This is a genomic window from Actinomyces capricornis (assembly GCF_019974135.1).
In the GTDB taxonomy this organism is placed as follows: domain Bacteria; phylum Actinomycetota; class Actinomycetes; order Actinomycetales; family Actinomycetaceae; genus Actinomyces; species Actinomyces capricornis.
The window spans coordinates 2,538,659-2,558,552 of record NZ_AP025017.1 but is presented as its reverse complement, the minus strand read 5'-3'; the positions used below and the strand labels follow the sequence as shown (position 1 = coordinate 2,558,552).

Here is a 19,894-nt window from a genome sequence, read left to right as displayed (position 1 = left end):
TCACTTCACCTCCTCGAGGGCATCGAGGTCCAGCGGGGTGAAGTCGTCGACCGGCGTGGCCCACCGCATCACACTCATCACCGTCGCGGCGATGGCGACCATGAGCAGCGCGCCCCACCCGAAGAGCAGCTCGAAGGACCGGGAGTAGTCGGGGGTGTAGCCCTCAGTGATATAGGACGAGACGGTCTGGACGAGCATGACGCCCAGCAGCAGCGGGACCGCGACCATGATGACCGCCCGCCACCAGGGGCCGATCAACCGGGACTCCGAGACCAGGTTGAGGTGGCGCTCGATGACCGGCAGGCGGCGCAGGACGATCCCCAGCGCCAGGCACATGACGATGGCGGAGAAGACGACGCCGATGTTGTTGATGAAGGCGTCGACCACATCCAGGGTGTACAGGCCCGAGGAGGTGCCGAACAGGACGAAGGACAGCAGCGCCGAGGGCAGTCCGGCCAGGAGGACCGCGCTGCTGGTGGGCAGTCCGAGCTTCTCGGAGACCGCGGCGATGACCACCTGGATGATGGAGATGAAGGAGGTCAGGCCCGCCATGGTGAAGGAGGCGAAGAAGAGCACCCCGAAGATCGGGCCCCCGGGCATCTGGGAGATGACGGTGGGGAAGGTGGTGAAGGACAGCCCCACCCCCGCGATGTCCTCCAGCTGGGAGACCTCCACGTTCTGGGCGTGGGCCATGAAGCCCAGGGTGGCGAAGACCCCGATTCCCGCCAGGATCTCGAAGGCGGAGTTGGCGAAGGCCGCCACCGTCCCGGTGCCCACGAGGTTCGAGCGGCGCTTGAGGTAGGAGGCGTAGGTCAGCATGATGCCGAAGCCCACGGACAGGGAGAAGAAGATCTGCCCGAAGGCCGCCATCCAGACACGGTGGTCGCTCAAGGCCTCCCAGTTGGGGGTGAACAGGGCGTTGAGGCCGTCCGTGGCGCCCGGGAGCAGCAGCGCGCGGCCCACGAGGGCCAGGAACATGACCACCAGCAGGGGCAGGAAGACGCGGTTGGCCTTCTCCACCCCGTTGGACACGCCCCGGGCGACGGTGAAGATCCCGAAGGCCCACACGATGAAGAGCGGGATGACGACCCCGGCCACCGGGGTGAAGGAGTAGGCGGGCGTGCCACTGGAGGACAGCTCGCCCAGGCCGATATAGCTCTGGAAGAAGCCTGCGGCGTCCTGGCCCCAGGCGGTGTTGATCGAGAAGATCGTGTATCGCAGGGCCCAGGCCACCACGACCGCGTAGTAGGTCATGATGATGAAGCAGATGAAGACCTGGAACCAGCCCAGCCACTCGAGCTTGGCGTGCACACGGCGGAAGGCCGCCGGGGCTGATCCGCGGAAGCGGTGGCCCATCGCGTAGTCCAGGAAGAGCACGGGGATGCCCACACCGATGAGTGCGATGATGTAGGGCACCACGAAGGCCCCGCCGCCGTTGCTGTAGGCCACGCCGGGGAAGCGCCAGATATTGCCCAGGCCGATGGCCGAGCCGACGGCGGCCAGGAGGAATCCGACCTGGCCGCTCCACTGCTCGCGCGCTGGCGCCTGGGATGGGTGTGAGCCCCGTGGGGCTGCGGGAGATGAAGCCATATCGACCTTCTCGGTGGACCCTTTCGGGTACGTGACGGAACAGTGCACTGCGCACAGGCCCGGGACGAGCGTCATCGCGGCGGGTTGGTGCAGCACATGCGGGCGCCTGCGACGCGTGCATAGAACACTGCACGGTAGGCGCCTGACCTCCATCTGTCTCCCGGCGTCCAGCATGCGGACCGGTATGCGGCGCAGACGGGGTCGTGAGGCGAGGCGCACGGACAGCAGGAGCCAACCGGGCGCAACGGCGCGTGTGCCACACTTAACGGCATCGAGCGCCGGGCTCTGCCCCCTTTCCCGGGGTATCCCCGCTGCGCATCTGCCAACCCTGAAAGGACCCGTCATGGCCACACCCCATATCGCCGCCGAGCCCGGAGATTTCGCCCCCGCCGTCCTCATGCCCGGCGACCCCAGGCGCGCCCAGCGCATCGCCGAGATGCTCATGGACGACGCCCGCCTGGTCACCGATGTGCGCGGCATGCTGGGCTTCACCGGCACCGTGGATGGCAAGCCGCTGAGCGTCATGGGCTCGGGCATGGGCCAGCCCTCCTTCACCATCTACGCCACCGAGCTGTTCAGTCAGTTCGGGGTCGAGCGCATTATTCGCGTGGGCACGGCAGGCGGCATCGCCCCTCGGGTGAAGGTGGGCGACGTCGTCATCGCCACCGGCGCCCACACGGACTCGGCCATGAACCAGTTGCGCATCCCGGGGGTGAACTTCTCCGCGGTGGCCGACTTCCACCTGGCCCAGGCGGCCTGGGAGGCCTCCCGCAGTGCCGAGGCGGCACAGGACGGGACTGTTCACGCCGGCCCGATCATCTCCCGCGACCACTTCTACTTCACCCCCGAGGGCCAGACCGAGCGCCTGGCCGCTCACGGCGTCCTGGCGGTGGAGATGGAGGCCGCGGCCCTGTACGGCGTGGCGGCTGAGTTCGGTGCGCAGGCGCTGGCGGTACTGACGATCTCGGACCACCTGCTGGACCACTCCGAGGACATGAGCGCCCAGGAGCGCGAGACCCGCTTCACCGGCGCCCTGCGCCTGGCGGTGGCCGCAGCCCACAGCTAGGGCCTGCGCCCTATTCGTGCAGGTCTGCCTCACCTGCCTGGAATAACGAAATACTCCGGCACATAATAGGAGTGATCCCAGCACCGGCAGGGGAGCATCAACCCCACCTTGCACATCGACAAAAACGCTGCCATTCCAACGTTCTTGAGTCGACAGACCATCAGGCTAGGCTGGCCTTCGTTGCCGCTCGATCGAGACGGATTTACGTTAATGACGTACCGATCATCCGACCGCTCGAGAAGGAGGCCATCATGGCTACCGTCACCCAGATCACGTCCTGCGAAACCACCTCCTGCGCCTTCAACCACGGGGGCTGCACCGCTTTTGCCATCACGGTCGGCGGCGACACCGGTGCACCCACCTGCGGCACCTTCATCAACCTGGATGCGCGCGGCGGCCTCCCCGTGGCCGAGGGCCACGTGGGCGCCTGCCAGCGCCTGGAGTGCGTGCACAACACCGACCTCATGTGCACCGCTGAGGCGGTCAGCGTCGGCGGTGACACCGCCACCTGCCTGTCCTACGAGGCGCGCTGAGCACCTGCCCACCAGCTCGAGCGGCTGTGGGCAGGACGACGCCTAGACGCGCGGACTGTGGGCCCCGGCACCATGCCGGGGCCCACAGTCCGTGCTGTGCTGATCGGCCTGTGCGGGGGGGACGGCTCCGGATGACGCAGCGCAAGCGCACTGGGCGCCCCGCCCTGCCCTTAGGGGCGCGAGAGGCGGCCGGGCAGGAGCGCGGCAGCCAAGGCCTCTAGGCTCTGGCCCACCTCGTGGGCGGCCGTGGGGCCGTCGGGGAAGGCGACCACCAGGGTGGTGATCTCCTCGGGACTGATGCGCATGAGGGTGGCGCCATGGGCATCGACGTCGACGCACAGGGTCCTGCCCCACAGGCTGGAGCACACGCCGACCGAGGGCCGCGTGGAGCAGACCCAGCCGAGCGCCTCGCCACTGACGACGGCGTCGCAGATGGCCTGAAGCCCCAGCTCCCCGACGGCGGCGACGGACTCGTGGGCGGCGAGCACCTCGTGGGAGCTCCAGGTGCCGAGGGCGGGGTGCGGCGCCGCGGCGTCGGCATCGCGTCCATCGATGGCGAGGATCTCGGTGATGGTGTGGCTGGAGACCCCGGTGACGCAGTGGAGCATGACGCGCTCGGTGGCGATGACGCCCAGGCGGCCACCGGGCCAGCCGGCCACTTGGCTGACGCGCTCCAGGGGGTCGTCCCCCGTGATGGCGCAGTGGCAGGCCGGGGTGCGCACCGAGGCCAGGAGCCCGTCGATGGTCTCCTCCTCGACCCAGGTCAGGGAGCCGAGCAGGTGGGCGGTGGCCGCGGTGATGCGAACGCCCGGCTCGGCGGCGTCCAGGGTGATGTCCAGGCGGACCTCGGTGGCCAGGCCGTCGGGGGCGATGGCCAGGGGCGCCCCCGGGGCGGGGCAGGCGGCGATGAGGATGCGCCCATCGTTGAGCAGCGCATGCGCCACGTAGGCCGCCGGGGCGGAGGGGTCAATGCGGTAGGCCGTCACCGCGGCGCTGCCAGCGCCCGACAGGAGCCTGCGGGCGGTGCGGCGGGCGCGGTGGGCGATGTCGGGGGCGCTGCCGCTCCCTGCCTGGGCTGACGTCACACGAGTGCCTTTCCTGCGAGAAGGTGCAGTGCTGGTACCGCACCTGCCAGAGGTGAGGCTACCCTCAGCAGCGGGGCTGATCCAGTGCCGTATCGTCGTGCGGGCGTGGATCGCGTCTCAGTGGCTGACCAAATGCTGACCGGCCATTGTCCCGGATGGACTGGCGGCTGCCATCGTCTGCCATCGCCGCATGGCCGGGTCCCGGCACGGCCCCGCGCGGGGCCGTGCCGGGACGGCGGGCGCTCAGGCCACGGGCACGCAGATCTCGGTGACGTAGTCCTCGGGGCTCTGGGTGTCGGCAGGGCTGACCAGGTAGCGGTTGTACATGGGTCCGTCCACCTGGAGGCCGGATTCGGCGATGTACTGGGCCAGGGCGGCGTTCTGCGCCTCGAACTGGGAGTAGTCGCCGTGGAAGGCGGCCACGGCCACCCGCTGGGCGGGAAGCTCCCGGGCGGTCAGCGGGGCGGCGACGCGGGCGCCCCGGGGCGCGGGCTGCCAGACCTCGATATCGATGTCGGCCTCGCGGTACTCCTCGTCGTGGAAGATGGCGCCGCAGGGGCCCCCGGTGTAGGGCACGCCCTGCTCCTGGACGCAGGCCATCAGCTGCTCCCAGACGCGGGACTCATCGGGGTAGGTGTTGATCCTCCTGCGCAGGGAGACGACGTGCTGGGCGGGGTGGGTGGTGACGGTGATGTCGGTCATGAGGGTCCTCCTGACGTGTGCGATGAGCTGGTCGATCTCGGCGACGCGGCGGCGGGCGGCCTCGGCGTCGGCGGTGAGCTGATCGCGCTGCACGGCCAGCGCGCGCCCCAGGGCCTGGGGGTCCTCGCGCAGCGGGAGCAGGGCGGCAATGGCCGGGACGGAGAAGCCGACGTCGCGCAGCTGGCGCACCAGCCTGGCCTCGACGACTTGGTGGGCGTCGTAGAACCGGTGCCCGGTGGCGGCGTCGATGCGCGCGGGGCTCAGCACGCCGTGGGCGTCGTAGTACCGCAGCATGCGGACCGACAGCCTGGTCAGGGTGGAGAACTCGCCGATGCGCAGCAGCCGTGTCTCGGTCATGGCCCCATCATGGGACCTGACATCGTGTGAGGAGCAAGAGCCCTCATCCGCGCCTGACAAGCCGCTTCGTGAGCCCGCCGGGTCGAGGGCCGGACCGGCGGGCTCGGTAGGCGCCTGCGATCACAGGATGGAGGCGACCATGCCGACGCCGAAGACCATCAGGACGAGGCCCGACAGGCGTGTCATGACGGCGGTCAGTCCCTCCGAGGGCCGCGCGCCCCGGCCCGCGGCCAGCATGAGGCTCACGCCCAGCACGAGGAGGGCGATGATCACGGCGATGGCGACAGCGGACAGGCCTGCTGAACCACTGGACCGCTCTGCCGACAGCATGAGGCACAGAATGCTCACGATCGTGCCGGGACCCATGATGAGGGGGAAGGTCAGGGGGTAGCCGGAGATCCTCTTCAGGGCGCTGTAGCCCTCCTTCTCGCGCTGCGTGCCATCGGTGATGGAGGACTGCTGTCCTCTGAGCATGGCCAGGGCGATGATGGCGATGACGAGGCCTCCCCCGGCTAGGAGGCCGGCCTCGCTGAGGCTGAGCATGCCATGGATACCGCCACCGCCCACCACCACGGGGCTGGAGACGAGGAGCACTACTGCGATGAGCGCGCATCGCAGGGTGACGCTCAGTGCGGTCCGGCGGCGCTGGGCAACCGACTGCCCGCTGGTGAGCTCCAAGAACCGGGGGACGTCGAGGAAGGGGTTCATCACGGCAAGGAGGACGACGACGGATCCGATGATTGATGATGCATCCATAGCCTTCACGCTGCACATCCAACCCTCATCCGGGCTGGGCGGACCGTGATCGATTCCTGAGTCAGCCATGCCCGTGGAGGCTTCGCTATCACGCGCGCCGAGACGCGCACTCGTGGCGCGATCGTCGCAGGGCGCATCGCCGCATGATGCCTCCACCATCAGCCTCGGTCAGCGGAGTCGATGAGGCGCGGGCCCAGGATGCGCGGTTGCCCGCAGAACACGGGCGCCGGGCCTCAGGGCACGTGGTGGCCGGCCGCGCGCACGAGCCCGTACCACTCGCCCCGGGTCAGCGGGATATCCGAGCCGGCAGCCGCCTCACGCAGGCGCTGTGGGGTTGTGGTGCCCACGACCGTCTGGATGCCGGCGGGGTGTCGGGCGATCCATGCCACGGCGATCGCTGCCGGCGCAGCACCGTACTTCTCGGCGAGGCGGCGCAGCTCCTCAACGAGCTCGGGGTGGTCCGGGGAGTCCATGAGCGTCCCGGGGCCCAGACCCGTGTGGAAGGGCGACCAGGCCTGGAGGGTGGTGGAGTGGATACGGGCGTGCTCGACCAGGCCGCCGCCGTCGCGGGTCAGCGAGTCCTGGGAGGGGACGATGTTGGCGGCCAGTCCCTGGGTGATGATCGTTGAATGGGTGATCGACAGCTGCACCTGGTTGACGACGATGGGCTGACTCACAGCGGTGGCCAGCAGGTCGATCTGGCGCGGGGTGTGGTTGGAGACCCCGAAGGAGCGGACCTTGCCGGTGGACTCCAGGTGGTCGAATGCGCGGGCAACCTCCTCGGGCTCGACCAGGGCGTCGGGGCGGTGGAGCAGCAGGATGTCGAGGTAGTCCGTGCCCAGGGCCCTCAGCGACTCCTCTGCGGAGGCGACGATGTGCTCGTAGGAGTGGTCGTACCCCCACGGATCGGAGATGATGCCGGTCTTGGTCTGAAGGATGATCTGCTCGCGCTCGGCGGGGGCGAGCTTCAGTGCACGGGCGAAGCGCTGCTCGCAGTGGTGGTAGCCGCCCCCGCGGTGGTTGAAGCCGTAGAGGTCGGCGTGGTCGAAGACATCGATGCCAACCTCCCGCGCGGCGTCGTACAGGGCGCGGATCTGCTCGTCGCTGCGGTCGGCGATGCGCATCATGCCGGAGATGACATTGGATGCCCGCATCCCGGTGGCGCCCAGGGGCACTGTCCTCATCGGGCTCATGGATGCTCCCTCCTGTGCTCGGCGGGCGGGCGCGGGGATCGCGGCGCCTCTAGCGCATTGGAAGAGGATAGGCCGCTCCCGCTGCCCCGAGCGACCTCGGCCACCCTCCCCCGATCTCCGTGAAGCCCTCGGAGACGAGCCGGACCCGCGAACCACCACCAGGCGGGGAACCAGGCCCCACACCCCATCCCCCACCGCCAGGCGCACAGCGCCACCAGCACCACAAAGGCCCCGCCGTCAGGCGGGGCCCTCGCTCAGAGTTGACGTGGTGGAGCTAGGGGGATTCGAACCCCCGACCTCTTCCATGCCATGGAAGCGCGCTACCAACTGCGCCATAGCCCCTTGATGGTGCTCGCAGGGCGCCATAGGGCCCCGGATCAGCCACCGCCCGCGTACCGAACCACTCCAGTACCGCGATCTCGACGACTGGTGGAGCTAGGGGGATTCGAACCCCCGACCTCTTCCATGCCATGGAAGCGCGCTACCAACTGCGCCATAGCCCCGTCCTGCGGGCGCCGCCCCTGCGGGCGACGCGGACAACTGTATGTAGTCCCAGGCCACCGGGGCAAATCCCCGGCACGTGCACTACCTCACCACGCTCGCCGCCCGGCCCACCGTCGCACTCACCCCAGGTTCCAGGCCACCAGCGCCCATCCCGGCTCCCGCCGAGAGCGGCGCAGCACCCCGTAGTGGCTGTTATCCAGCCCCCTGAGCCCGAACCAGGCGGAGGGCTCCAGCCCCAGCAGCCGGCACGCCCCCACCGTCAGCGCCGAGCCGTGGCAGGCCACCACGATGACCTCGCCCTCCGGCGCATCCTGCGCCAGGCGTGCCAGTGCCCCACCAACACGGTCGGCCACATCAGCGCGGGCCTCCACTCCCACTCCCTCGGGCTCCGCCCCGGTGCGCCAGCGCCGGTACTGCTCCGGCCAGCCGGCCTTGATCTCCCGGCGCGTCAGGCCCTCCCACTGCCCGAAGGAGCGCTCCGCCAGGTCGTCGTCGATCCCCACTTCCATCCCGCAGCGCTCGGCCAGGATGCGCGCCGTGCCCCGCGCGCGCTGCAACGGGGAGGAGACGATCCGCTGCGGCCCCAGCGCCTCCAGGGCGGGGGCCACCGCAGCCGCCTGAGCCAGCCCCTCCTCGTTGAGCGGGATGTCGATCCGCCCCTGGACGCGCTTGTGATGGTTGTAGTCGGTCTGGCCGTGCCGCCACAGAACAAGATCCGTCACGATCGGCCCATCAGATCCCGGCCGCCACCGGCGAGTCCTGCCCCAGCGCCTCATCCTCCCCGTCCATCGCGGGCAGGGCGATGCGCGGGCAGTCCTTCCACAGCCGCTCCAGGTCGTAGAACTCGCGGTCCTGCTCCTGCTGGATGTGCACGACGACGTCCTGGTAGTCCACCAGCACCCAGTGCGCCTCCGTCAGGCCCTCGCGCATCTGGCGCTTGGCGCCCGCCTTGATCATCGCCTCATCGATCGCGTCGACGACGGCACGCACCTGGCGGTCGTTGGCGGCCGAGACGATGAGGAAGGCGTCGGTGAGGACGAGGCGATCGGAGACATCGATGGCGATGATCTCCTCAGCCTTCTTCTGCGCGGCGGCGCGGGCTGCGACGACGCACAACTCGATGGCACGGTCAGTAGCGGGCACGGTGCTCCTTCAGGGTTCGATGATGATCGGCAGGCGACCTGGGCACGCGCCACCATACGGCCATGGAGCCGGGCGGCGCACCCGGCTCCATGACAATACAGGTCAGACGATACGGGTCACTGGAGGCCTCAGACGACCTGGCTGATCCAGGCCTCCACGCCCTGCACCGCCGCGCCCTGAACCTGGGCCGCCGCGCTGGAGGAGCCGCCACTGACGAGGTACCAGACGATGGCCAGCACCACCAGGGCGACCACCAGGACCACCAGGAGGATGAGCAGCACCTTGCCCGCTCCGGAGGAGCGCTCCGGCTCCTCCTCGGACAGGCTCACCTGGGCCTGCTGCGCGGAGGGCACCGCGGCCGGCATCTGCTGGTCCCAGGCCGAGCCGACCTGGCCGGCCGCACCCGCCTCGGGGAAGCCGGCATCGGAGACGGGGGCGTACTCCACCGAGGTGGTCTGCTCCATGCCCGTGGTCGAGTACGGGCTGACGGGCTGCTGCCCGCCCACCAGGGAGTTCTCCGAGGTCATCCGCTCGCGCAGGGACTTCCACTGCGGTGCGGCCGAGTCCTCGCCGTCAACGCCCTCACCCACGGCAATGGCCTCCTGCACCGTGGTCTCCTGGGCGTCTGCCGTCACCTCGCCCAGGCCGTCCACCGACTCGGCGGACTGCCCGGCCTGGGCCGCCTCCTGCCCGGAGGCGACGCTCTCGGCAGGGCTCACGGGCTGGATCGCACTGAGCTCACCGGTGGAGACGTTGACCGTGCGCACCCCCTGGGCCGCGGCGGGGATCCGCACGATGGGACGGCGCACCGAGCCCCCAGTGGCCGCCATCGGCGCCTGCGCGCCCTCGCCCGCAGCGGCTGCCTGTGCTTCGGCTGCCTGCGGCTGGGCACTAGCAGCGTCCTGGACAGGGATCGCATCGGCGGCGCGCACCGCCGCCTCATCAGCCCTCTGGTCGACCGACCAGGAGGGGGCCTCCTGGGCCCCAAGGGCCTCCTGGGACGCAGCGCTCGGCACCGTGCCGGGGGCGCCGTCGGCCTCCTCGGCCTGCACGCCCCAACCGGTCGGGACCGCCTCGCCCGCAGTCTCGGCACCGCTGCCGATACCGCCCTGGGCGGCGTCGGCGGGCACACCGTCAGCAGAGCCCAGTGCTGCAACGCTGGGCACCTGCCCCGTCTCCAGTCGCTCGCGCAGGGAGGAGCGGGTCGGGACCGGGGCGGGCTCGCCATCGGTGCTCACGTGCTCGGCGGCCGCACGCTCGGCCTCCGCCGAGATGATCGGCAGGTCGACGGCGTCCATGAGGCCCGTGGGGAGCTCGGAGATCGCCACCGCCTCGTCAGCGGTCAGGGAGCGCCAGCTCGGGCCCGCCTGACCGGCCTCGGACTGGGGGGCCTGCATGTCGGCGTCGGCACCCGGACCGGCCTCGGCCCCGGACTCGGCCCCGAGGGCGGGCTCGGCGCCCGCACCGGTCTGCGCGACCGCGCCGTAGGCAGCAGGCTCGTGGGAGTCGTGGGGCTCAGGCGCCCCCAAGGGCAGCGCCGTCTGCGGCGCCTCCGCCGGGGACTGGCCCTGGAGCGGGGATGCGGCACTGCCGGCGGTGCCCCACGCCTCCCCGGAAGGCTCCCCGGACTCCCCCACGCGGGGCGCCTGGACGGTGTCGTCGAAGGCGGCGGAGTCCTGGGCGGCCGAGCCGACCGCGGGCACCGAGCTGGGCGTGGTGGGCTGCTGGGAGGAGTCCTGCCCGGCGCCGCGGGACCGCGCCTGCCTGGAGGCAGGAACGTCGGGCTGCTTGGCGGTGGGGTCCTGGAGGGCGCGAGCCTGCTCCGGGGTGATCTCCCCCGCCTCCACAGCGGCCTTGAGGGCCTTGGCCTCCTCCCGCAGGCGCCGCATCTCACGGCGCGTGAGCAGGGGCTGCTGCCCGGTCAGGATGGCCTCGCGCTCAGCTGCCCGCTCGGCCTGTCGGATAGCGCGACGGCTGCTGCGTGGCGCCCGGCCCTGCGAGCCCTCCGCAGCATCGTCTTGCGTCAGGTCGTTCACGCCGGTCTGGTCAGTGCTCACCGTCGTTCTCCTTCCTCAGGGACTGCTCGTGGGCCACCCGCGCCGTCATCGACGTCGTCGATGCGGGGCGCAGAGGCATACGATAGAGCCCGTACTTGCGGATGTACTGCACAACGCCGTCGGGAACCAGGTACCACACCGGGATCCCCTCCCCCACCCGCCGACGGCAGTCCGACGACGAGATCGCCATGGCCGGAACCTCCAGCAGCGAGACGCGATCACGGGGAAGGCCCGAGTCGCTCAGGACATGCCCGGGGCGCGTCACCCCCACCATGTGCGCCAGGCCGAAGATCTCCTCGCTGCTCTTCCAGGTCAGGATCTGCTCCAGCGCATCAGCACCGGTGATGAAGTACAGCTCGGCTCCGGGGTACTCCGCCGTGATGTCGTGGAGGGTGTCGATGGTGTAGGTGGTGCCGCCCCGGTCGATATCCACGCGCGAGACGGTGAAGCGCGGATTGGGGGCGGTGGCGATGACCGTCATGAGATAGCGGTGCTCGGCAGGAGAGACCCTCCGGCCCTTTTTGAAGGGCTGCGCCCAGGTCGGCACGAAGACGACCTCATCGAGGTCGAAGACGTTCTGGACCTCACTGGCCGCCACGAGGTGCCCGTGGTGGATGGGGTCGAAGGTTCCGCCCATGATGCCGATGCGCAGCGGGCGCGCAGGTGTACTCACGCCGTGCGCCTCGCATCATGACTGGCGGTCACGTCCGGTCTCCTCCGTAGTGCGGATTCGTGCAGTTGTTGAATATCCTGCCATGCACCGCAGCGTTTGTGGGCCTCCGCAACGCCCGGAGCGAAGCATTGGCGCCACGTTCTTTGAGCGGTGCGCGAACCGGGACCGACTCAGCCATCACCCGCGCGGGGCGCATCCGGCATCCGACCAGGGGCCGCCTGAGCACGAGGAGCGGCCGCCATGGCCCGCCCCGCGCTCCCCAGGGCCTGGGACCAGGAGCCCAGGGCCGCCGGCAGCACCCGCGGCGCGGGAACGAGCTCCAGGCGCTGGGCGACGCGCTCGCGCAGCGGGGCGAAGAAGTGCTCCTGGCCGGCCCGCATCAGCCCGCCGCCGATGACGACGTCGAGAGGGCCCAGCAGGCAGGCGCCGGTGGCGATGAGGTCGGCCAGCGCATCCAGGGCGGTGCCCCAGATCCGCGCGGCCCGCTCATCGCCTGCCTCCATGGCCCGCAGCACCCCCAGGGAGCCCTCGGAGCGGGCCCGGAGGCCCGCGGGCTCATCGGCGCCCCCGGGCAGGGTGGCGGCGTAGCGCAGGGCCATGGCCGAGGCCGAGGCGATGGACTCCAGGTGAGCGTCGGCCCCGGGGCGGTCCGGATCGGGCACGAGCATGAGCCCGACCTCCCCGGCCCACCCATCGCCGTCGACCGGGGAGCCACCGAGCATGAGCACCGAGGCGATGCCGGTGCCGATGGCGAGGTAGAGGCAGTCGGGGCCACCGGCGCCCCAGCGGCTCTCCGCCCAGGCCCCCGCCCGCACGTCATGGGACAGGACCACCGGCAGGCCCAGCTCGTCCTCCATATGGTCGCGCATGGGCACGTCGCGCCAGCCGAGGTTGACCGAATTGACCGCGATGCCCTCGGACTCCCGCACGATCCCGGGCACGGCCACCCCCACCGAGGGCGCCAGGTCCTCCAGGACCACCGGCGGGCCGCTGGCCCCGCCATCCCTCGCACCATGATGCACCTGCCCGGCGGAGATACGGCCGCGCAGCTCGGCCACCACCCTCCCGACCTCCTGCCTGAGGCCCACCAGAGTGCGGGGCGTGGGGAGCTCTAGGCTGCTCAGCAGCGAGCCGCGGGCGTCGCAGACCACCGCCTTGATCGCCGTGCCGCCCACGTCGACGCCCAGGGCGCAGCACGGCACCGGAATCGGCTGGGGCGCCGCCTCGCCGTCGGGCACGGCTCAGCCCTCATCCTGGGGCAGGATGACGGCGCGGGTCAGGTGGCGGGGGCGGTCGGGGTCCAGGCCGCGGGCCTCAGCGCGGGCCACCGCGACCCTCTGGGCCAGCACGAGTGCGGCCACCGGATCCTGGGGGAAGACGAGGAAGTCGGCGCCGGTGGCGGCCACCTGCTCGGCCATTCCCGCGGGCGCCTCGCCGAAGACCCACACCAGGCGCCCGGGCTGGGCGATGGCGATGGGGCCGTGGCGGTACTCCATGGCCGGGTAGGACTCGGTCCAGGACTGGGAGGCCTCGCGCCACTTGAGCCCCGCCTCATTGGCCAGGCCGAAGCACCAGCCGTCGCCCAGGAAGGAGACCTGCTCGGCATCGATCCAGGCCTGGGGGATCTCCTGGCCCAGGACGGCAGCCAGGTCCTCCAGCGCGCCCTGCAGGTCCTGGCCCAGGCTGGCGCGCAGGAGCATGAGCGCGCTGGTGGCGAAGCGGGTCTGGACCACGGACTCCTCATCGGCGAAGTCCAGGACGATCTCGTCGTCGACGTGGGCGGCGATGGGGCCTCCGCCCACTGCGGTGATGAGGGTCAGCGCCGCCCCTCGGGAGGCCAGGTCGCGGGCGGTCTCCACGATCTCGGTGGTGGTGCCCGAGCGGGACAGGAGGATGATGCGCTCGTAGTCGCCGCTGCGCCCGACGGGGAACAGCGAGGAGGTGAAGGCATCGGAGGAGCCCTGGCCGAGCTCCTCGCGCAGCAGGCAGTAGGCCTGCGCCATGAACCACGAGGTGCCGCAGCCGATGACGGCCACGCGCTGGCCGCTGGTGGGCAGTCCCGGGGCGGGCCGGCCTTCCCGCGTGGCGCGCTCGATGGCGCTGCGCCACACCTGGGGCTGGGATTCGATCTCTACCGTCGTCCTACTGGCCACGCCGCCTCCTGGAGGATCCGAGCGGTGGCTCGCCCACCGCCCACGATGATTGATTGCGACGAGACTACCAGTAGATCTATCATTTTGCATCACAACAATCCGAGCGCTCGGGTCCGACCTGGCCTATGCTGCTGCCGCGAGCACTGCGCAGCGCGGCGCATGGTGCCTACCGCGCCCATCGCGCCGGGGCCGCCATTGCTCATCCATCGCGCATCCACCGCATACTCACCGCATCGTCACTATCGTCACTGCACCGCCACCGAACCGCACACCGCACCACCCCGCAGGAGGGCCCGATGTCCCGCCACGAGCGACTGTCCACCATCCTGGGCATCATCGTCGATGAGGGCAGCGTCCGCATTGACGACATCATCGAGCGGCTGGGCATCTCGGCCGCCACCGCCAGGCGCGACCTCGACCTCCTGGCCAACCAGCAGCTCATCACCCGCACCCGGGGCGGCGCCAACGCCAACCCCACCTCCGCCGAGCTCCCCCTGCGCTACCGCACCTCCCGGATGGCCCAGGAGAAGGCCCGCATCGCGCGTGCCGCAGCGGCCATGGTCGGCCCCGGGGACTGCGTGGGCCTCAACGGCGGCACCACCACCACCGAGATCGCCCGCGAGATCGCCCTCCTGCCGGGCCTGACCGACCCGGACAACCCCGTCACCGTCATCACCAACGCCGTCAACATCGCCAGCGAGCTGACCGTGCGCCAGTGCGTGCGCGTCGTGGTCACCGGCGGCGTGGCCCGGGCCCGCTCATACGAGCTCACCGGCCCCCTGACAGAGCTCATCCTGCCCTCCATCACGGTGGGAACGCTCTTCCTGGGCGTCGAGGGCATCGACGAGCGCGGCACCTACGCCCAGCACGAGGGCGAGGCCGCCGTCAACGCGGCCCTGGCACGCACCGCCCGGCGCGTCGTCGTCGTCTGCGACCACACCAAGCTGGGCGCCACCGCCTTCGCGCTCATCTGCCGCGCTGCCGATATCGACCTGCTCATCACCGACGACGGCGCCCCGGCCGACCAGGTCCAGGCACTGCGCACCGCCGGGATCGAGGTGCGCCTGGTCTAGATCAGCCCGCATGCCCGCAGCCATCCGGCACGATCACCGGCACGGTCAGGGCCCGCCCGGCCGGACCATCGCCGACTGCCGTCCCGGCCGGCACCGCCTCCGGTCGCCCCACGGTCCACCCGCCATCCACCACCGCCAGCCCTCCCAACCCTCCCAAGGAGCCCCCATGCCCCGCAGCACCGGCCGCGTCACCCTGCCCATCCAGGAGGGGATCGACTCCCAGATCCGCGAGCTCGTCGCCCTCCTGGGCGCCGACGCCGTGCGCAACTCCGATGGCACCGACCTGCCCGCCATCGCCTCGGAGCTGGTGGACACGGTCTACTCCACCTACTTCCCCGCCCGCGGCGACCAGGACTTCGCCCTGGCCCACCCCGAGACTCTCATCAACCAGTACCTCATGAGCGATCGGGTGACCGCCGCCAGCGGCGAGCCCCTGGTCATCGATGTGCTCGCCGGCTACTTCGCCGATCAGTTCCAGCCCTGCTACGAGCGAGTGGAGCGATTCTGGGAGGTCATCGACCGCACCACGGGCGAGGTGGTACCGGTGGAGGGCTGGAGCGTGGACCGCGAGCGCGGGACGGTGACCATCGCCGCCCCCAGGGCCTGGCACGTCTACACGGTCTCCTTCCTGGCCGAGCAGCTGTGGGACTCCACGCAGATGTACAACTACATCACCAATGGGTGGCAGGACGATCCGGGGCGGGTCAAGGAGCGGCCCTACGACGTGCGCAAGAACGGGGTGTGGGAGCACACCCGGGCGGCACTGGCGGCCTGGCTGGAGGAGCACCCCGAGGTGGACGTGGTGCGCTTCACCACCTTCTTCTACCACTTCACCCTGGTGTTCAACGCCGAGGGCAGGGAGCGCTTCGTCGACTGGTTCGGCTACTCCGCCTCGGTCTCCCCGCAGGCCATCGACGCATTCGAGGCCGAGTACGGCTATGCGCTGCGCGCTGAGGACTTCGTGGACGCCGGGTACTACAACTCCCCCTTCCGCCCGCCCAGCCGGGCCTTCAGGGACTGGATCGACTTCACCTCGCGCTTCGTGGCCCAGCGCGCCAAGGAGCTGGTGGACCTGGTGCATGCCCAGGGCCGCAAGGCGATGATGTTCCTGGGGGACAACTGGATGGGCACCGAGCCCTATGGGCCGCACTTCGCCTCCATCGGGCTGGATGCCGTGGTGGGCTCGGCGGGGTCGGCGGCCACTACCCGCCTCATCAGCGATATCCCGGGGGTGGAGTGCACGGAGGTGCGCTTCCTGCCCTACTTCTTCCCCGACGTGTTCAACCACGACGGCGGCGACCCGGTGGGGCAGGCCAATGACTTCTGGCTGTCCTCGCGGCGTGCGATCGTGCGCCGCCCGCTGGACCGGATGGGGTACGGGGGGTATGTGTCCCTGGCCCTGGAGTTCCCCGACTTCGTGGCCCGCGCGGCCGAGATCTGCCAGGAGTTCCGCGACATCCACGACCTCAGTGCGGGCCGCGAGCCGTGGTGCGCCCCCTTCACGGTGGGGATCCTCAACTCCTGGGGGGCGCTGCGCAGCTGGCAGACCCACATGGTCGCCCACGCCCAGTGGTACAAGGCCTGCTACACCTATGCCGGGGTGCTGGAGTCGCTGGCCGGACTGCCCTTCACCGTGCGCTTCCTGTCCTTCGACGAGGTGCTCGACGGCGGTGTGCCCGAGGACGTCGGCGTGCTCATCAACGCCGGTGCGGCCGCCACCGCCTTCTCCGGGGGGCCGGCCTGGGACGACCCGCGCCTGGCCGAGGTGCTGCGCGCCTGGGTGGCCCGGGGCGGGGGCCTGGTCGGGGTGGGCGAGCCCAGCGCCTGGGACAAGGGCGGGGCCTTCCTCCAGCTCGGTGATGTGCTCGGCGTCGAGAGGGAGCGCCAGCTGACCCTGTCCACGGACCGCTACCCCACACTGGTCCCCCACCACCCGATCACCGAGGACCTGCCGCGCGATGAGCAGGGCCTGGCGGCACTCGACCACGGCGAGGGGGCCGGTGGGGATGTCTACGCCCTGGGGCCGGGCACGCAGGTGCTGGCCTGCACCGAGGGCTCGGTCAGGGTGGCGGCCAACGGCTTCGGGCAGGGGCGGGCGGTCTACTTCTCGGGGCTGCCCTACAGCGATGTCAACTCCCGCACCCTCCAGCGCGCCCTGTACTGGGCGGCGGGGCGTGAGGACCTCATCGAGGAGGGCTGGTGGACCTCCAGCCCGCAGACCGAGATCGCCTGGTACCCGGAGGCGGGACGCTTCCTGGTGACCAATAATGCGCGCCAGGCGGTACGCACCACGGCGCGCGGCCAGGGCCGCACCTGGGACCTGGAGATCGGGGCCATGGGCTGTCGGTGGGTCGACGTCGAGCCCCAGCAGGCCGGATAGCGCGGGCAGGCCGGGCCCGGGAGTGTCGCGGGGCGTGACGACGCCGCCGGCGGCAGGCTCGAAACCGGTTCTGGGGGCGGTCTGACCAGGGCATTCACGAGTTTAAGAACTCTCTCATCCTGTCCTCATCCTCACCTTGCGATGGTTCACCAGGCTTGCAGTGTGGCCCGGAGTAGGGCCTCCTGCACTCCGCTCGCAGGCTGATGATGAAGAGGTGCCTCCTATGAACGCCGCCCCCATCCGGGTGATGCTCTACAGCCATGATGCCCAGGGCCTGGGCCATCTGCGCCGCAACCTGGCGCTGGCCCACCACTTGGCGCAGCAGCTGCCCGACATCGCCTCCACCGAGGTCACCGGCCTGGTGGCCACCGGCCTGACGCCCGATGGGAGCTTCGAGCTCCCCCAGGGCTTCGACTGGCTGGTGCTTCCCGGGGTCAAGAAGACCGGGGGCATGTACCTGCCCCGCCGGCTGCGGGCGAGCCGCGATGAGCTGGCGGTGCTGCGCTCCAGCCTGCTGGAGGCCTCGCTGCTGTCCTTCGCCCCCGACCTGGTCATCATCGACCGCCACCCCTACGGGGTGCGCCAGGAGCTGCGCGAGCCCCTGAGGCGCTTCAAGCGCACCCACCCGGGATCGCGCGTGGTGCTGGGCCTGCGCGAGATCCTGGACTCCCCTGACACGCTCGCCCGTGAGTGGGCCTCGCTGGGCTCCGGTGAGCTGCTGCGCGAGCTCATCGACCAGGTGTGGGTCTACGGCGACCCGAAGGTCCACAACCTGGTGGACACCGGAGAGGCCCCCGGGGTGCTCAGCGACCGGATCCGCTTCACCGGCTACCTGGCCCACGGCCGCTCCCGCCTGGAGGACTCCCAGGCCCAGGCCACTGCGCTCGACGAGCCCTTCGTCCTGACCACCGCCGGGGGCGGCTCCGACGGCTTCGGCCTGCTCATGGAGGCCGCTGCCATGGAGCCCCCCGCAGGCCACCAGCATGTGGTGGTCTCCGGCCCCCAGCTCAGCGACTCCGAGTTCGCCAAGGTGGCCCGCAGTGGCGGCCCGCGCACCCTGGTGCGGCGGACCTGGCCGGGGCTGAGCCGGCACATCAACGACGCCTCGGCAGTGATCTCCATGGGTGGCTACAACACCGTGTGCGAGATCCTGGCCACCTCCACCCCCGCTCTCCTGGTGCCCCGCGAGGTGCCGCGCCTGGAGCAGCTCATCCGGGCCAGCGCCCTGGAGCAGTCCGGGGCGGTGGACCTGCTGCGCTCCGAGGATGCGGACTCTGCGGCCCTGACCCAGTGGACGGCGGCGGCCGTGGAGCGCCCTGTCAGCCGCGACCACATCGACCTGGCCGGGCTGAGCACTGTGCCCGGACTGGCGCACGAGCTCATCACCAGCCCGGCCACGACCGCAGGGGCCCCGGCATGACGCGCATCGGCTATATCCTCAAGGTCTACCCCCGCTTCTCCGAGACCTTCATCGTCACCGAGATCCTGGCCCGCGAGGCCCAGGGGGACGACCTGTCCATCTACGCGCTGCGCCCCACCACCGATTCCCGCTTCCACCCCGAGATCGCCCGGGTGCGGGCCCGCGTCACCTGGGTGCCGCGCCCCCTGAGGGCCATCGACATGTGGGCCCAACTGGCCCAAGGCCTGAGCCAGGAGTCCGACCGCGAGCGCTTCGCACAGATCCTGCCGGTGCTGGCCACGCTGCCCGGGGACGAGGTGGCCCAGGGCGTGGAGCTGGCCCGCCAGGCGCGCGCCGACGGCGTCACCCACTTCCACGCCCACTTCGCCTCCCTGGCCGGGCGCATGGCCTGGATCGCCTCGGCGCTGACCGGCATCCCCTACACGGTGACCACGCACGCCAAGGACATCTTCCACGAATCGGTGGACCAGGCCTGGCTCAAGCGCATCTGCGCCGATGCGGACCGGGTCATCGCCATCAGCCGCTTCAACGAGGAGTTCCTGGGCTCCCTGCTGGAGGGCTCGGGGGCCAGGATCTCCCTGCGCTACAACGCCCTGGAGCTCGACCGCTTCCCCTTCGTCCCGCACGCGGCCCCCACCGCCCCCCTGCGGGTGTGCGCCCTGGGCCGCCTGGTGCCCAAGAAGGGCTTCGCCGATCTCATCACGGCGGTGCGCCTCTTAGTGGATGACGGCGTGCCGGTGCGCCTGGAGATCGCCGGGGACGGCGAGGAGCGCCAGGCCCTGGCTGCTCAGGTCCGGGATCTGGGCCTGGGCGAGCAGGTGAGCTTCCTGGGGCCCCTGACCCAGGCCGAGGTGCGCGAGCTGCTGGCCCGCTCCGATATCTTCGCCGCGCCCTGCATCGAGGCGGCCGACGGCAACCTGGACGGGCTGCCCACGGTGGTCCTGGAGTCCATGGCCTGCGGCACGCCCGTGGTGGCCACGTCCGTCTCGGGCCTGCCCGAGGTGGTCCGCGACGGTGCCACCGGGATCCTCCTGCCTCCGGGCAGGCCGATCGATCTGGCGGCGGCCCTGGAGCGGGTGGCCTCGGGCGAGGTGGACACCGCGGCCCTGGCGGCCGGGGCGCGCCGCCTCATCGAGGAGCAGTTCGACTCCCGTGAGCAGGCTGCGGCCCTGTCGGCCTGGCAGCGCCACGGCCAGGAGGGTGAGTGAG

At 70.9% G+C, this 19,894-nt stretch carries 17 protein-coding genes and 2 tRNA genes; 6 read left to right on the top strand and 13 right to left on the bottom strand.

The features are described 5' to 3' along the window. Positions 1-1,590 (bottom strand): sodium-dependent transporter, encoded by a 1,590-nt coding sequence (locus MANAM107_RS10495; protein ID WP_223908135.1) that lies wholly within the window; start codon positions 1,588-1,590, stop codon positions 1-3. A gap of 343 nt (positions 1,591-1,933) precedes the next feature. On the opposite strand from MANAM107_RS10495, the gene deoD reads away from it, so the two are divergent. Beyond that, positions 1,934-2,656: a purine-nucleoside phosphorylase gene (deoD, locus tag MANAM107_RS10490; RefSeq protein WP_179900114.1), complete on the top strand. Its 723-nt coding sequence runs from the start codon at positions 1,934-1,936 to the stop codon at positions 2,654-2,656. A 251-nt stretch (positions 2,657-2,907) separates the two neighbouring features. Then, positions 2,908-3,189: a DUF1540 domain-containing protein gene (locus MANAM107_RS10485; protein ID WP_223908134.1), complete on the top strand. Its 282-nt coding sequence runs from the start codon at positions 2,908-2,910 to the stop codon at positions 3,187-3,189. A 170-nt stretch (positions 3,190-3,359) separates the two neighbouring features. Here the strand turns inward: MANAM107_RS10485 and MANAM107_RS10480 are convergent, their stop codons facing one another. From MANAM107_RS10480 to MANAM107_RS10425, 12 genes are all read right to left on the bottom strand, one after another. Then, positions 3,360-4,274, bottom strand: a complete 915-nt coding sequence (locus tag MANAM107_RS10480) for a hypothetical protein (protein ID WP_223908133.1) — start codon at positions 4,272-4,274, stop codon at positions 3,360-3,362. Between the two features lie 243 nt (positions 4,275-4,517). Further along, positions 4,518-5,333 (bottom strand): MerR family transcriptional regulator, encoded by an 816-nt coding sequence (locus MANAM107_RS10475; protein ID WP_223908131.1) that lies wholly within the window; start codon positions 5,331-5,333, stop codon positions 4,518-4,520. 120 nt (positions 5,334-5,453) lie between these two features. After that, on the bottom strand, positions 5,454-6,089 hold the full coding sequence (locus MANAM107_RS10470) for a MarC family protein (RefSeq protein WP_223908129.1): 636 nt from the start codon (positions 6,087-6,089) through the stop codon (positions 5,454-5,456). 233 nt (positions 6,090-6,322) lie between these two features. After that, positions 6,323-7,282, bottom strand: a complete 960-nt coding sequence (locus MANAM107_RS10465) for an aldo/keto reductase (RefSeq protein ID WP_223908126.1) — start codon at positions 7,280-7,282, stop codon at positions 6,323-6,325. 266 nt (positions 7,283-7,548) lie between these two features. Continuing rightward, positions 7,549-7,624: transfer RNA gene (locus MANAM107_RS10460), tRNA-Ala, on the bottom strand. Between the two features lie 85 nt (positions 7,625-7,709). Beyond that, positions 7,710-7,785: transfer RNA gene (locus tag MANAM107_RS10455), tRNA-Ala, on the bottom strand. A gap of 120 nt (positions 7,786-7,905) precedes the next feature. Continuing rightward, entirely contained in the window at positions 7,906-8,508 is a 603-nt protein-coding gene (locus tag MANAM107_RS10450) for a histidine phosphatase family protein (protein WP_223908123.1), read from the bottom strand. Between the two features lie 10 nt (positions 8,509-8,518). Further along, positions 8,519-8,929, bottom strand: a complete 411-nt coding sequence (gene rsfS / locus MANAM107_RS10445; protein WP_223908120.1) for a ribosome silencing factor — start codon at positions 8,927-8,929, stop codon at positions 8,519-8,521. A gap of 128 nt (positions 8,930-9,057) precedes the next feature. After that, positions 9,058-10,986 carry a hypothetical protein gene (locus tag MANAM107_RS10440; protein WP_223908117.1) on the bottom strand — a complete coding sequence of 643 codons (1,929 nt, stop codon included), beginning with the start codon at positions 10,984-10,986 and terminating at the stop codon, positions 9,058-9,060. Next, complete coding sequence (nadD, locus tag MANAM107_RS10435; protein WP_373314098.1) at positions 10,976-11,623, bottom strand: nicotinate-nucleotide adenylyltransferase; 648 nt, start codon at positions 11,621-11,623, stop codon at positions 10,976-10,978. The genes MANAM107_RS10440 and nadD overlap by 11 nt, the downstream gene beginning before the upstream one ends. Before the next feature lie 206 nt (positions 11,624-11,829). Next, on the bottom strand, positions 11,830-12,897 hold the full coding sequence (locus MANAM107_RS10430) for an ROK family protein (RefSeq protein ID WP_223908111.1): 1,068 nt from the start codon (positions 12,895-12,897) through the stop codon (positions 11,830-11,832). A 3-nt stretch (positions 12,898-12,900) separates the two neighbouring features. Further along, positions 12,901-13,812: an SIS domain-containing protein gene (locus MANAM107_RS10425; protein ID WP_223908108.1), complete on the bottom strand. Its 912-nt coding sequence runs from the start codon at positions 13,810-13,812 to the stop codon at positions 12,901-12,903. Positions 13,813-14,108: 296 nt separating this feature from the next. Between MANAM107_RS10425 and MANAM107_RS10420 the strand changes: the two genes are divergently transcribed. The 4 genes from MANAM107_RS10420 to MANAM107_RS10405 all read left to right on the top strand — a co-directional run bounded on the left by MANAM107_RS10420 (position 14,109) and on the right by MANAM107_RS10405 (position 19,893). Continuing rightward, positions 14,109-14,885: a DeoR/GlpR family DNA-binding transcription regulator gene (locus MANAM107_RS10420; protein WP_223908105.1), complete on the top strand. Its 777-nt coding sequence runs from the start codon at positions 14,109-14,111 to the stop codon at positions 14,883-14,885. A 166-nt stretch (positions 14,886-15,051) separates the two neighbouring features. After that, positions 15,052-17,265, top strand: a complete 2,214-nt coding sequence (gnpA, locus tag MANAM107_RS10415; protein ID WP_223908101.1) for a 1,3-beta-galactosyl-N-acetylhexosamine phosphorylase — start codon at positions 15,052-15,054, stop codon at positions 17,263-17,265. A 223-nt stretch (positions 17,266-17,488) separates the two neighbouring features. Then, a complete protein-coding gene (locus MANAM107_RS10410; protein WP_223908097.1) occupies positions 17,489-18,685 on the top strand; it encodes a glycosyltransferase family protein in 1,197 nt (398 codons plus the stop codon). Next, the gene (locus MANAM107_RS10405; protein WP_223908094.1) at positions 18,682-19,893 is read left to right on the top strand and encodes a glycosyltransferase; all 1,212 of its coding nucleotides are present in this window, start codon (positions 18,682-18,684) and stop codon (positions 19,891-19,893) included. The genes MANAM107_RS10410 and MANAM107_RS10405 overlap by 4 nt, the downstream gene beginning before the upstream one ends. Position 19,894: the final 1 nt, after the last annotated feature.

Excerpts from the sequence above, each read along its gene's own strand:
- nadD (WP_373314098.1), bottom strand. The coding sequence starts at position 11,623 with ATGGGCGGAACCTTCGACCCCATCCACCACGGGCACCTCGTGGCGGCC.
- MANAM107_RS10465 (WP_223908126.1), bottom strand. The coding sequence starts at position 7,282 with ATGAGCCCGATGAGGACAGTGCCCCTGGGCGCCACCGGGATGCGGGCA.
- MANAM107_RS10485 (WP_223908134.1), top strand. The coding sequence starts at position 2,908 with ATGGCTACCGTCACCCAGATCACGTCCTGCGAAACCACCTCCTGCGCC.
- MANAM107_RS10420 (WP_223908105.1), top strand. The coding sequence starts at position 14,109 with ATGTCCCGCCACGAGCGACTGTCCACCATCCTGGGCATCATCGTCGAT.
- MANAM107_RS10405 (WP_223908094.1), top strand. The coding sequence starts at position 18,682 with ATGACGCGCATCGGCTATATCCTCAAGGTCTACCCCCGCTTCTCCGAG.
- MANAM107_RS10475 (WP_223908131.1), bottom strand. The coding sequence starts at position 5,333 with ATGACCGAGACACGGCTGCTGCGCATCGGCGAGTTCTCCACCCTGACC.
- gnpA (WP_223908101.1), top strand. The coding sequence starts at position 15,052 with ATGCCCCGCAGCACCGGCCGCGTCACCCTGCCCATCCAGGAGGGGATC.
- MANAM107_RS10470 (WP_223908129.1), bottom strand. The coding sequence starts at position 6,089 with ATGGATGCATCATCAATCATCGGATCCGTCGTCGTCCTCCTTGCCGTG.
- MANAM107_RS10495 (WP_223908135.1), bottom strand. The coding sequence starts at position 1,590 with ATGGCTTCATCTCCCGCAGCCCCACGGGGCTCACACCCATCCCAGGCG.
- deoD (WP_179900114.1), top strand. The coding sequence starts at position 1,934 with ATGGCCACACCCCATATCGCCGCCGAGCCCGGAGATTTCGCCCCCGCC.
- MANAM107_RS10410 (WP_223908097.1), top strand. The coding sequence starts at position 17,489 with ATGAACGCCGCCCCCATCCGGGTGATGCTCTACAGCCATGATGCCCAG.